Origin of the sequence: uncultured Acinetobacter sp. (genome assembly GCF_947624825.1) — a bacterium.
Lineage (GTDB): Bacteria > Pseudomonadota > Gammaproteobacteria > Pseudomonadales > Moraxellaceae > Acinetobacter.
In genome coordinates this window covers 25,604-38,734 of sequence record NZ_CANQLZ010000026.1, presented here as the reverse complement: position 1 = coordinate 38,734, position 13,131 = coordinate 25,604, and the positions used below count along the sequence as shown (strand labels likewise).

The 13,131-nt window shown below is 40.1% G+C and carries 12 protein-coding genes; 5 read left to right on the top strand and 7 right to left on the bottom strand.

Annotation, left to right across the window (positions count from 1 at the left end; translation table 11 throughout):
- The first annotated feature begins 436 nt into the window (after window positions 1-436).
- Window positions 437-982 (top strand): hemerythrin domain-containing protein, encoded by a 546-nt coding sequence (locus tag Q0017_RS07785; RefSeq protein ID WP_298144966.1) that lies wholly within the window; start codon window positions 437-439, stop codon window positions 980-982.
- Window positions 983-984: 2 nt separating this feature from the next.
- Here the strand turns inward: Q0017_RS07785 and Q0017_RS07780 are convergent, their stop codons facing one another.
- Complete coding sequence (locus Q0017_RS07780) at window positions 985-2,223, bottom strand: dicarboxylate/amino acid:cation symporter (RefSeq protein WP_298144964.1); 1,239 nt, start codon at window positions 2,221-2,223, stop codon at window positions 985-987.
- A gap of 187 nt (window positions 2,224-2,410) precedes the next feature.
- The gene (locus tag Q0017_RS07775) at window positions 2,411-3,286 is read right to left on the bottom strand and encodes an acyl-CoA thioesterase II (RefSeq protein WP_298144961.1); all 876 of its coding nucleotides are present in this window, start codon (window positions 3,284-3,286) and stop codon (window positions 2,411-2,413) included.
- A 218-nt stretch (window positions 3,287-3,504) separates the two neighbouring features.
- On the opposite strand from Q0017_RS07775, the gene plsB reads away from it, so the two are divergent.
- A complete protein-coding gene (gene plsB, locus Q0017_RS07770) occupies window positions 3,505-6,045 on the top strand; it encodes a glycerol-3-phosphate 1-O-acyltransferase PlsB (protein WP_298144958.1) in 2,541 nt (846 codons plus the stop codon).
- 28 nt (window positions 6,046-6,073) lie between these two features.
- Here plsB and Q0017_RS07765 read toward each other — a convergent pair whose 3' ends face one another.
- The 3 genes from Q0017_RS07765 to Q0017_RS07755 are packed head-to-tail and all read right to left on the bottom strand — an operon-like array spanning window position 6,074 to window position 8,269.
- Window positions 6,074-7,066: a hypothetical protein gene (locus Q0017_RS07765; protein WP_298144955.1), complete on the bottom strand. Its 993-nt coding sequence runs from the start codon at window positions 7,064-7,066 to the stop codon at window positions 6,074-6,076.
- Window positions 7,056-7,445, bottom strand: coding sequence for a hypothetical protein (locus tag Q0017_RS07760; protein ID WP_298144952.1), 390 nt, complete (start codon window positions 7,443-7,445; stop codon window positions 7,056-7,058). The genes Q0017_RS07765 and Q0017_RS07760 overlap by 11 nt, the downstream gene beginning before the upstream one ends.
- A 17-nt stretch (window positions 7,446-7,462) precedes the next feature.
- The gene (locus tag Q0017_RS07755; RefSeq protein WP_298144949.1) at window positions 7,463-8,269 is read right to left on the bottom strand and encodes an NAD-dependent epimerase/dehydratase family protein; all 807 of its coding nucleotides are present in this window, start codon (window positions 8,267-8,269) and stop codon (window positions 7,463-7,465) included.
- Window positions 8,270-8,310: 41 nt separating this feature from the next.
- Between Q0017_RS07755 and recG the strand changes: the two genes are divergently transcribed.
- The gene (gene recG, locus Q0017_RS07750; RefSeq protein ID WP_298144945.1) at window positions 8,311-10,356 is read left to right on the top strand and encodes an ATP-dependent DNA helicase RecG; all 2,046 of its coding nucleotides are present in this window, start codon (window positions 8,311-8,313) and stop codon (window positions 10,354-10,356) included.
- On the top strand, window positions 10,349-10,951 hold the full coding sequence (locus tag Q0017_RS07745; protein ID WP_298144941.1) for a ComF family protein: 603 nt from the start codon (window positions 10,349-10,351) through the stop codon (window positions 10,949-10,951). The genes recG and Q0017_RS07745 overlap by 8 nt, the downstream gene beginning before the upstream one ends.
- On the opposite strand, the gene Q0017_RS07740 is transcribed toward Q0017_RS07745, so the two are convergent.
- The gene (locus tag Q0017_RS07740) at window positions 10,934-11,332 is read right to left on the bottom strand and encodes an NUDIX domain-containing protein (RefSeq protein WP_298144938.1); all 399 of its coding nucleotides are present in this window, start codon (window positions 11,330-11,332) and stop codon (window positions 10,934-10,936) included. The two genes, Q0017_RS07745 and Q0017_RS07740, sit on opposite strands and share 18 nt — an antisense overlap.
- Window positions 11,329-11,925: a TIGR00730 family Rossman fold protein gene (locus Q0017_RS07735; RefSeq protein WP_298144975.1), complete on the bottom strand. Its 597-nt coding sequence runs from the start codon at window positions 11,923-11,925 to the stop codon at window positions 11,329-11,331. Before Q0017_RS07735 ends, Q0017_RS07740 begins: the two co-directional genes overlap by 4 nt.
- Before the next feature lie 152 nt (window positions 11,926-12,077).
- On the opposite strand from Q0017_RS07735, the gene Q0017_RS07730 reads away from it, so the two are divergent.
- Entirely contained in the window at window positions 12,078-13,091 is a 1,014-nt protein-coding gene (locus Q0017_RS07730) for a magnesium and cobalt transport protein CorA (protein ID WP_298144936.1), read from the top strand.
- Window positions 13,092-13,131: the final 40 nt, after the last annotated feature.

Here is a 13,131-nt window from a genome sequence, read left to right as displayed (position 1 = left end):
TAAACTTTACCTTAGAGCAGCAAAATAACATTGATTTAAGTGAAATTCCTGAAGCATCAAGTGATGATATTGAATTTATTGAAGGCGATGATGTCGATTTAGTTGTCGATCTTGATGATGATTTGGCAAAATTTGATTCAAAGTAAGTTGATGTAATGATAAAAGCCACAGCTTTGTCTGTGGCTTTTTATTTGGCATTTTATATTCAAAAACAAATCTAGTTCACATAAATAGTTCAGTTTAAAACTTAAGTATCAAAAGCTGAAAATCCCGATAAAATTAATCAGATTTACAAATATAAGTGATTGTTTTTTATAAATTAATAACAAATGCATAGCATAAAAAACAAACATTCAAATTGTTCAATAAAAAAACATTAGACAAGTAATTTATTTAAAGATATGTTGGCAAAAAATATCAAATAGAATAGATACTCATGTTAAAAATCATCATTCAATTTTTACAAAATTTATTTAAGTTACCGCAAACACAGCCACAAGGCTATGAAGCGATTCAAACTGGGGAACAACGCTTAGAAGCCAATGAGTTTATTGACAGCAAAATTGGCTATTCAGATGATCTGATCTTGAATCTCAAGCATGATCATGTGGAGTTAGTCGAACTTTATGGTGCAATTGCAGGCTTTATTGAGCAAGAAAATTATGAATATATCGCCCCTGCTTTAGAGGAGCTGAAAAATAAGTTTAATTTACATTTGATGCAGGAAAATGTGCATTTTTATTGTTATTTAGAACAGTCTTTTTTGGATCAAAAAGAGCAGCTCGAGATGATCAAGGGCTACCGTAAAGAAATGAATGCAATTTCAGCTGCGGTGGTGCGTTTTATTAAAAAATGGCAAAGCCAAGTGATTGATGCTACCAATATTTATGAATTTAACAATGAATATAATGCAGTAGGTGAAGTGTTGGCACAGCGTATTCATGCAGAAGAACATCATTTATATACCCTGTACCAACCTTAAGGCTAGACCTTGATCTCAAGCTCTTGAGTGTGGTGATCAACCACCACACTAATCATCATGTCACCTTGCACATTAACTACTGTACGCACGGTATCTAGCAAACGATCAATAGGTAATAAAATCGCAATTGCCTCGGCAGGTAAACCTACCGATTGTAATACCATAATCATGGTCACCATCCCTGCACTTGGAATGCCCGGTGCCCCGAGTGAGGCAATCATGGCGGTTAAGCACACAATCAGTTGTTGCCCGAGGCTTAAATCTAAACCCATTAAATTGGCAATAAAGAGTGCAGCAGCAGCTTCATAAAGTGCCGTGCCATCCATATTTAACTGTGTACCAATGGGAATGACAAAACCTGCTGTTTGTGGACGAACACCTAAATTTTCTTGTGCACATTTTAACGACAGCGGCATCGTCGCCGAACTTGAACTGGTGGCAAATGCCGTGATCAAAGCAGTTTTGGTACCCTTAAAAAAGGTAATTGGATCCATTTTACCAAAAATCCAAAGCAGTAAGGGCAAGACCACCACGCCATGGAAAATAGTGGTGCCTGTGACCACTACAGCAAATTCGGCTAAACGACTTAATACACTAATATCTTCGGTGGCGACTAATTTGGCCAATAAAGCAAAAATCCCCAACGGCGCTAGTTTCATGACCCAACCGATCATCATCATCATGATGTCAAAAAATTGTTGGCTTAAACTGCGTACCGCATGAAAACGCTCGCCCCCTTTAACCAATGCAATACCTACAAACAGTGCAAATAAAACCACAGCTAAAACATTGCCATCGCTAAAGGCTTTAAACGGATTGATTAAGGTATTTTGAATAAAATTGGTAATAAATGAGCTAGCAGTTAAAGTATCGGGGCTTTGATGTTGACTCATCGCTTCTTGAAACATAGCAATATCAACGCCTTTACCCACGTCAAATAGATGTGCAGCAGCCAAACCAAGCGCCAAAGCCAAAGTGGTGGTGGTAACACAGCACATGACGGTAATTTTCCATACCCGTCCAAACTGCCCACCTGCTTTTAAATTAGAAACCCCAACCACAATGGAGCTAAAAATTAATGGGATTAATAGCATTTTTAACAAGCCAATAAAAATGCTACTGGCGATGCCAATGCCATAGATTGAGGCATTAAAAAAGGCGCCATCTGGGAACAGATTGAGTAAATAACCAAATCCTAATCCTAAAATAGCCGCCACTAAAATTTGAGTATTTAAGCTCATGATTTCATCTATAAAGCGTTATCATTTACAGGCACTATGCCATGAGCATTAGGCAATTACGAATCTTTTTTATCGGGGCGGCATGCTTTATTTTGATTAATTATGCTGTCAACTCAGCCATAGTACACATACTAACAACAGGCTTTTTCGCTAGAGCGTAAAAAAAGCCGCATGTTGCGGCTTAAGTTTATTGGGTTTCAATTTCACGTAAACGAATTAAACCTTCTTGGGTGGTGCTACACACTAACTCACCATTTTGCCACATCCGTCCAAAGTTTAAGCCTCGCGAACTGCTGCTGATGGTCGCTTCCATATCATAAAGCATCCATTCATCAGTGCGAAATGGCTTATGGAAATACATAGCATGGTCAATACTGGCGCATTGTAAACTTGGTGATAAGTAGCTTAAACCATGCGGACGTAGCGCCGTGGTCATTAAGGTAAAGTCAGAATAAAATGCAGCAATCGCTTGATGCAACGCCACGGAATCTATGTCTTGCGTAATTTTGTCATGTGTGCGCAAATAATGTGCGTATACAGGTGCTTCGGGCTGCGGATAAAAAATGTTGCCCACATCTACCGCAGGGCGAATCTCGATATGGCGTTCACGCATAAAGCTGGCACGTACATTTTCAGGTACAAATTCAATAAAGCCCTGTTTGAGTTGTTGTTCAGATTTTAAGCTTTCCACCGCAGGATAATCAGGAGCATCCGTTTGGTAATTTAAACCTTCTTCAGGATGACTAAAGGACACCATACACATAAAAATCGTACGTCCATGCTGAATGGCACGTACTTGACGACTAATAAAGCTTTTACCATCACGAATACGATCAACATGATAAATAATAGGTGCCTTCACATCACCAGCAAACAAGAAATAAGCATGTAAAGAATGTGCAGGACGATCGGTGGTATAAGAAGCCGCACGCAAGGCCTGACCAAGCACTTGCCCACCAAAAACACGTTTACCGACCAAATTACGGCTTTGACCACGAAAAATATTTTCTTCGAGTTTTTCAAGACTCAACAGTTCTACCAATTCTTGGGTCAATGCATTCATGTCAAGCTCAGCTCATGTAATTCCAATAAGAAAAGCTAGCATAAACCGAATTTAAAAAAAGATAAGCCTCTTTGCGTGATCTTAAGCATTGTTGCGATGGTTTTTTTGTTTGGCTGATGCTTTTTATGCTTCTAAACCACAAAAAAATGGTTATATTGATCAAACAAACAACAAAACTAATGCAGATTCTAAAAAAATTTAAGCCCAAAGGAGCAGATATGTCCAAGCGTGGATTTGGTCAATTGTACCGACAGATGTCGAGTAAATTCTTAGACTTGGTGGTTAAACCACAAGTCTTAGGTGATGTACCAAAACCGTCCACCACGGCTTTGACCTGCTATGTGCTGCAAAACTATTCACGCAGTAATGCTTTATTACTCGATGCCGAAACACGGCGCCTGAAGCTTAAACCAGCGCTCAATCCATTGCTGCTTGGTGATTTAAATGAAAAAACCTCGGTTATTTTTTTACAACATCATCCCGACGATGCTCCACACACCCACAGTTATCGGCTGCCAACGCGTTTAAACCGTTTGATTGATGTACTCACACGTGAACCCAATTTAGATATTCAATTGGTGCCAGTCACCGTATTATGGGGACGTGCGCCTGAAAACGAAGATTCATGGCTAAAGCTGTTGTTTACCGACAATTGGGCACCGCCAAGTCGGATGAAACAATTAGTGAATATTGGCTTACATGGTCGCGAGACTTTTTTAGAATTTCATCTGCCTGAATCTTTACGTGGCTTAATGCAAAACGCGCAGGTGAAGCATCCTAATTTATCACCGGTCACCTTTATTGTGAATCATCTGAATAATTTTTTAGATGCCGAGCGCAAAGTGGTCCTTGGACCAGATTTGTCTGATCGCCGCAATGTCATGCATAGCTTAATGCAATCGGATGCCATTCAAGAAGCTATTCGCCGTGAAAGTAATCGTGGCAAAGTCAGCATACAAGAAGCTGAACAACGCGCTTTAGGTTACCTAAAAGAGATTATTTCTGATTATTCCTATCCAACTGTACGTTTTGCCGAACAAGCCCTTACCCAATTATGGACACAGCTTTACGATGGAGTAGAAGTATATAATTTTAGTCGCGTACGTGACTTGGTTAAAGACTATGAAGTGGTGTATACGCCCTGTCATCGCAGTCATATCGACTATTTATTGTTGTCCTATGTGATTTTTAAACGCGGTTTACGTGTACCGCATATTGCCGCAGGCGATAATTTAAATTTGCCTTTTGTGGGGCAATTGTTGCGTGGTGGTGGTGCATTCTTTATCCGACGTAGTTTTCGTGGTAATGGATTATATACTTCGGTGTTTAAAGAATATTTGTACAGTATTTTGTCACGTAATGCACCGCTTGAATATTTTATTGAAGGCGGACGTTCAAGGACTGGGCGCTTGTTGCCGCCTAAAACCGGTATGTTGGCCATGACTGTACATGGACATTTACGCGGCAAAGCCAAACCGATTGTTTTTTTGCCGACTTATATTGGTTATGAACGACTTATGGAAGGTTCAACCTATGTGGGGGAAATGCAAGGTCAACCCAAAGAAGCTGAATCGATTAAAGGCATTGTACTAGCCTTACGTAAAATCGAACGCATTTTTGGCAAAGTTTATGTCAATTTTGGCGAACCGGTATTTTTAGATGATGTGTTAAAACAACACGGCGCTGCTGATGTACAAATCATTAACAATGATGACCCGATTCCTGAAGCTGTATCCCAAGCGATTGATCAATCCGCACAAGAGATTTTAAAAAATATTAACCGTGCTGTGGTGATTAATCCTGTGTCTTTACTGGCATTGATTTTATTGGCCAGCAATAAACACAGCCTAGATGAAAGTTTGTGTATTGAGCAGCTCGATACTTACCGCCGTTTGTTGCAACAACTGCCATATGATCACGGTATGCAAATCACTGCGTTATCGGGGCAAGAAATCATTGCTTATGGCTTAAAACTTAAAATGATTCAACGTATTCCGCATATCCTAGGCGACATTATTGCCCTTGAAGATCGTCAAGCGGTATTACTGACCTATTTCCGCAATAATATTTTACATGCCTTTACCCTGCCCTCCTTAATTGCCGCGTTGGTAGAACACAATGGACAGATTAAACGCCAAGATTTAGGCACTGTGATTCGTTTGCTGTATCCGTTTTTAAAAGCAGAATTATTTTTAAAATGGCAAACTCATGAACTCAAAGACATGATTACAACATATAGCGATACTTTAATGGAGATGGGGCTGCTCATTTCTCAAGGCGATGATCTCATCTCACCTGCCCCAAATAGTGAACAGCACACGCAGTTAAAAATTTTAGCAGCTCCCGTGATGCAAAGTTTAGAGCGCTACTATCTGACTTTAGCGCTGATTACCCAACGCGGTTCAGGCAATATTTCGGCGCGTCAGGTCGAAGAACTCAGTTATTTAATTGGGCAACGTTTGTCAGTGTTATATGAGTTTAATTCACCCGAATTTTTTGATAAGTCACTGTTCCAAAGTTTTATTAAAGAACTAACGCAACAAGGCTATATCCGCTTAGAGGGTGGTGCAATTTTATATGATGCTAAACTTACCGATGTGGCTAAATACGCGCATTTGGTGCTAGACGACAGCACTTTACACATGTTACAGCATCTGACCACATTTAGTGACGCTGAACTCCAACAGGCACTAGATGCGCTTGCTGCAGATCAAGCCACCAAACGCCGCTTGCTGCGTAAGAGAAAAACATCTCAATAAAACATTGCCCCTTATTCAAGGGGCTTTGTCATATGAGTCCTGTGGTGAACAGTACAAGCTTTTCATAATGTTCGTTGAGCTTTGCTACTAAACCAATGGCTTTGTCACTTTTATCTAAAATGCCATGCACATCTGAGGTTGTGTCATTGGCTTGTTTCATAAATTTACTCAGTTTTTTAAAACCACTTGAATCTTTGACTTGAGCGGCTTGTTCTAGGTTTTTACTTTGATCTAAAGCATTTTGTAGATCGCGTAACTGATTTTTTAAGCTTTCATCTTGTACAGTATCAATCAATTCATCTAAAACCGCATAGCTTTGATTAAGTTCATGTTTATGGTGAATGTTGACCGTTTGCTGATTGGTTAAATAATTATTAACGCTAATTGGAGCTTTGGTCTGATTTAGCAATCCTCTTACAATTTCCTGTAGATCTAAAATTCTGTTTTGCGTTTCTTGATGATTTCTATCTTGGAAACGTAAAAGATCTCTTTGGTTTTCTAATTGCACTTCTAAAATACGTATATGGTGTTTGAGTTCTAAAACTTGTGCTTGCTCTTGATAAAACTCTTCAAGTGGCATTTGCCCACTCATCACTAATTCATATTCATACAAAGCTTTTTCTATAATGTCTTTGTCGCCATTTTCTGATTCAACAATCATACGAACCATATTTTCGTGTTGTTCAATTTTAACTGTGGCGTTTTGTTCTGGATATTTGTTACGAAGTACTGTACCAAAGTAATTTAAGATCGACAAACCTGCTTGGTAATATTCAGGGGCAAAAGTAATACAGCGATTTACTTTAATATTTTGAGGCTCAATATGCGTTATATTTCTATTTTCTTTTTTTAAATCTATTCCTAATATCAACAGAGGATACGAGATGTTTTTAGTTCCGATTTTTTCTAATTCATCTTTAGGTTTAATAGCATCTTCATGAAAATTAAAATCATCAATTACCTCTATTTTACTCTTAAAAAAATCATATAGCTCTAAAGAAGTATAGTTTTCATATAGCATGACTGCTATATATAGATAGATCATAAAACTTAAAATTAAAAAAAATTCCACCATAAACCCATTCTATAAGTTCAGATGAAGCATATATGTAGTCGATCAATATTTGATCTCTATAAATTAAGCATTCTTTAGTGTCTTCAGCAAATTCTCGAGATACTCTTTTATAAATACAATCTATTTCTTCTAATTTTTCTAGTGATTGCTGAAAAATCTCTGATTCCAATTCACTTAAATATGACATTTTCCTCTCATAAAAAAGTTTAAGAGCAGAGTTTTCAATATCTTTTAATATACAATCCAATTGCTCTATAAATCTTGGTTGTTGTATATCCAATAATTCAAAAGCACCGTTGTAGCTAATTACTTCATTAATAAACATGCTTTCCCCTTTAACATCTAATTCTCTTTTTGCATGAGTAATTCATAGTCTTTAAAACAATCAGGATGGTTTAATTTAAATCCCATATCATGTAAATAAGTCGCATAAATCCGTTTTCCAGATAAAAGTTCACTGTCTAAAACCAATTCAGGCAAGTCCAATTGCTGCTGAAACCATTGAATGATTTTATGTAACGGCACAGGCTGATTATTGGAAACAATATAAGAATTTTGCGGATGTTTCACGTGAAGCATCTTTGCTAAAAAGGTGGCTAAATCATCAATATGAATACGGTTACTATAATGCACTTTAGGATAACTAAGCGTACTATGCGCAAGTTTGAGCATACGTGCCACGGATGTGCCATAAATACCAGTTGGACGCACAATAATACATTCATTAGGATAAGCGGCTTGCCAACGCTGCTCCATCTCATACAGCAATTCACCTTGGCGGTCATTGGGCTGAATGACTGAGTGATCATCAATATATTGTCCTTGATCTTCGCCATAGACCCGCGTAGATGACGTCACAATTACCCTTTGAATGGGGTGCTGTTTTAAGGCTTTTACAATCGGTACAACCGAATCTAAATAAGTGTGCTGATAGCCTTCAATACTGCTCTGTTTAGGACTAAGTAAGACATACGCTATATCAATCGGCGCAAGCTGGTTTAAATCTAAACCATGCACATCTTGAACATAGTGTGTGGTCAAACCATCGTGTTTAGCACTTAAACTGACACTACTGATTTGATGTTGTGTAAATAACTGTTGAGCCACTCGCTCAGATGTTTTACCGTAACCTATAAATACAATATGCATAATGTCGTACCGACTTGCGCGAAAATTTATGTTGAGGGGACATGACTGCCATTCATCAATTGCCCGGCGTTGGTCAGGCCGCAGCGGCATTACTTGAAAAATTACATATTTTGAGTAGTGATGATCTGCTATTTCATTTACCGCGTGACTATGAAGATCGTAGCACGATCATTGCCATGAACCAATTACAGGTTGGTCGCAGTTATTTGCTTGAAGGTGTGGTACGTGGGGTGGATTTTCCGGCAGGCAAACGTAAATCTATGGCAGTTTTGCTGCAAGATGATTTTGGCAAAGTCACCCTACGTTTTTATCATATCTACAAAGCCCTAACGGATCGTGCGCAAGTGGGCAACCGCTTACGCGTATTTGGTGAAGTGCGCGTTGGTGCCCGCGGTTTAGAACTTTATCATCCTGAAATTGAACTGGTCCAAGCCCATACTCCACTCCCTAAAACCCAACTCACCGCGATTTACCCCAGTACAGATGGGCTAACTCAAGCCAAAATTCGCAGCTTTGTAGAAAAAGCCTTAGCTTTGCATGCCGATGACTTAGCTGAACTGTTACCTACAAAATTTAGTAATGGCTATGCATTAAAACAAGCCTTGTATTATCTCCATCAGCCACCAAGCGATGCCAATATGCTGCAATTGGCGCAAGGCTCGCACCCTGCCTTACAACGTTTAATCTTTGAAGAATTGGTGGCACATCAATTAAGTTTACTGACACGGCGCGCCTATATTCAGCAAATCCAAGCACCTAGTTTCAAGCCAAGTCAAAAATTAGCGCAACAACTGCTTGGTGCAATGCCATTTGAGATGACAGGCGCGCAAAAACGGGTTTCTCAAGACATTATCCAAGATTTAAAGCTCAATAAACCCATGCTACGTTTGGTACAAGGCGATGTGGGCGCAGGTAAAACCCTTGTGTCAGCAGTGGCAGCTTGTCATGCCTTAGAAGAAGATTGGCAAGTTGCCCTTATGGCTCCTACTGAAATTCTTGCCGAGCAACACTATTTAAACTTTAAAGCATGGTTTGAGCCGCTAGGCATACAAGTAACATGGTTGTCAGGTAAGCAAAAAGGCAAAGCACGCCAACATGCCGAACAAGCGGTACAAGATGGCTCAGCCAATTTGGTGATTGGTACGCATGCTTTGTTTCAAGACAGTGTGCAATTTGCCAAATTAGGTTTGGTGATTATTGACGAACAGCACCGCTTTGGGGTCGATCAACGTTTAGCCTTACGCAATAAAGGCATCCAAGGCATGACGCCACATCAATTGGTGATGACCGCAACACCTATTCCACGCACCCTTGCTATGTCGGCTTATGGCGATTTAGATACCTCAGTAATTGATGAACTTCCTCCGGGGCGTACTCCCATTCAAACTGTAGCTGTGCCTTTAGAACGTCGTCATGAAGTTTTAGATCGGATTGTTAACAACTGTATGCAAGGTAAACAAGCCTATTGGGTATGTACTTTGGTCGAGCAATCAGAAACCCTAGATGCACAAGCTGCTGAAGCAACATTTTTGGATATTCAGCAACGCTATCCTGAGCTTAAAGTGGGTTTAGTACACGGCAAAATGAAAGCTGAGCAAAAACAAAGCGTGATGCAAGACTTTAAAGACAATGTGATTCAACTTCTCATTGCCACCACGGTGATTGAGGTGGGGGTAAACATCCCCAATGCGTCTTTAATGGTGATAGAAAATGCCGAACGTTTAGGCTTGTCACAATTACATCAGTTACGTGGTCGGGTGGGACGTGGCGCTCAAGCAAGTTTTTGTGCATTATTATATAAACAGCCGTTGTCGCAAAATGGTCAAGAACGTTTAAGAATTTTACGCGAAAGTAACGACGGCTTTGTCATTGCAGAAAAAGATTTGGAAATTCGCGGTCCGGGAGAACTTCTTGGCACCAAACAAACCGGAGATTTGGGTTTTAGGGTGGCTAAACTTGAACGTGATGATCATCTATTGCATCAGGCACATTATGTGGCACAGCAAATTTTGACCCACTACCCTGATCATGTGGATGACTTATTGCAACGTTGGCTGCCACAAGCCCCACGCTATGCCTATGTTTAATTTAACCAGTTTGAGGCTTTGCCAACTATGTGACACAAGTCCGCGCAGCAAAGCGGGAGTATGTTTAGACTGTTGGCACAGTTTGCCTTGGTTTAAGCAAGAAGTGCTGCGCCAAGAAATGCAAATTTGGGCAGCGTGTCAATATGACTACCCTTTAGATCGGATTATTCAGCAGTTTAAATATCAGCAGCAATTGCACTATCAAACCTTGCTAAGTGGCATATTGGCAGAACTTAAATACGTCGGGGTGCAAGCGATTGTCCCCATGCCTTTATCTTTGCCTAAACTTGCCGAACGCGGTTTTAACCAAAGTGTCTTGATTGCTCAAAGCTTAAGCCACAAGCTCAAAGCCCCGATTTGGCAACCTGTGCTACGACATGCTGAGCACTCGCAAAAAGGTTTAACTCGCCAAGAACGCTTAATCAATATCGACAGTCAATTTTATCTTGCGCCTCGACAATCGTTAAGATTTAAAAGAGTACTGATTGTGGATGATGTAGTCACTACAGGCAGTTCTATTCGGGCTTTAGCCGATCAACTTGAACAACTCGGTTGTACCCACATTCGTGCAGCGTGTTTAGCAGTGGCCAAGTAGTTGCCTCACCCAAGGAATCACCACCTCTTGGGTCAATGGTGCAATGTGGGTTTGTTGATCATCAAGTTTTATCCATTTCATCTCAGCAATTTCTGCGGCAATGTTGGGGGCTTGTGCCAAAGTCACATGATAAACATAAGACACTAATTGATGATCTGGCTCATTAGCAGTTTGAGTTTCAAAGCGCCCTAAGAAGGCCTCAATTATTGCATCGCTGCCAATTTCTTCTTTAATTTCCCGTAAAATTGTTACATCAGGTGCTTCATTGGCTTCTAATTTACCGCCGACTTGCATAAAGCAGGTGGTATTCTTTTTACGCACCAAGAGCAGTTCTTGCTGTGCATTTAAAATAATTGCGGCTGCTACAGTAATAGTTTTCATACAGGTTTAATTAGCCCTTGTTGGTCATTAGCACCCCATTTTGGTGTTGGTGCTTGATAACGGTTAAATGCAGCTAGAATCTGCTCGATATGCTCAGCACTAATCAGTGCTTGGTTAAAACGCTGTTGGGTAAAGCCTTGATCTGTGGTAAGCGCAATAAATTTAAGTAGGTCATCATAAAAACCTGCCACATTTAAAAAGCCAATGGCTTTTTGGTGAATGCCTAACTGTGCCCATGTCCATTGTTCAAAAATTTCTTCTAAAGTACCTGCACCGCCCGGCATGGCCAAAAAAGCCTCCGATAAATCTGCCATTAAGGTTTTACGTTGGTGCATGTTCTGTACGATATGTAACTCGCTCAAATTTGGGTGAGCCAATTCACGATCAACCAATGCTTCTGGAATCACCCCAATAACTTTTCCACCTGCCTGTAGTGCACTATCTGCCACTACGCCCATTAAACCTGAGCGTCCACCGCCATAGACCAACGTTGTGCCTTGCTCAGCAATACTACGTCCTACACGTTGTGCCTGCTCTACATAAATTTGTTCTGTGCCTAAGGCCGAACCACAAAAAACGGCAATCGATTGAATCATATTGTCTCTTTATTTAACTTTTGTCATATTTGATGGGTAAACTTCACGCAGTTTTTGCAAAAAAGTCACCGTCATCGCTGTGTTTTATGCATATCCTTGTCTAAAATACATTCATCGGTTTGACACATACTGCGCAAAGGAAAAGAATAATGCTTGAAGCCTTTTATGCCACAGAGCGCGGTAGTTTAGAAGATGCGACCATCAATGGCGATTTTGATTTACAACCTGATTTAGTTTGGGTGGATTTAATTGCGCCCTCACAAGAAGAACAACAATGGGTTTTAGACGCCTATGGGCAAAATCTACCTACCCTGAAATCCTTAGAAGATATTTCCTCTAGTGCGCGTTTTTACCGTGATGATGATGGCATTTTACATATCAGCACCTATTTTTTAACCAAAAATAAGAACTACCAAGTCGATGGTGAACCAGATGATCAATCCGGTATTTTATCGACTGTACAAACCGTGGCATTTATTTTACATAAAGATCGTTTGTTTACTTTGCGTGGTGAAAAGTTGGTGGCGTTTCGTGCCTTTCGTGCCCGCGCCCGCCGCAATGATTACGACATTGATTATAAAGACCCCACTTGGGTACTGTTGGGTTTATTAGAAGCCAAACTTGATGAGCTCGCCGATATTTTAGAAGATGTGCATAAAGATTTAGAAAAATATTCAACAGAAGTGCTTAACAACCGTCATCGTGAGCAAATTCTTGATTTAGATGACATGATTACCCGTTTAGCACAATTAGAAGATATGTTGGGTAAAGCACAACTGTGTTTAATTGACCTACGCCGTGTGTTGACCTTTTTAGCTCGTCCACGCGCTTTAGGCAGTCACATTTATGATGCCGATATTCGAGAACTGAGTGAAGATGTGCGCTCACTCGTTGAACATGACGCCTTTTTATTCCAAAAAGTGCGCTTTTTACTTGATACCACTTCCGGCTTCATTAACACCGAACAAAATGACACCATCCGTCGCTTCTCGATTTTACCGAGTATGCTTGCACCACCCATGCTGGTTGCTAGCGTCTATGGCATGAATACCGATGTGTTACCATTTGCCAAAGGCACCACTAGTTTTATTATGGTGAGCTTAATTATTGTCGCGTTCTTTATTGGACCACTGATTTATTTCCGTTGGAAAAAATGGATTTAACTTATATTTTAAAGTCAGCATAAAAAAGCACCCGAAGGTG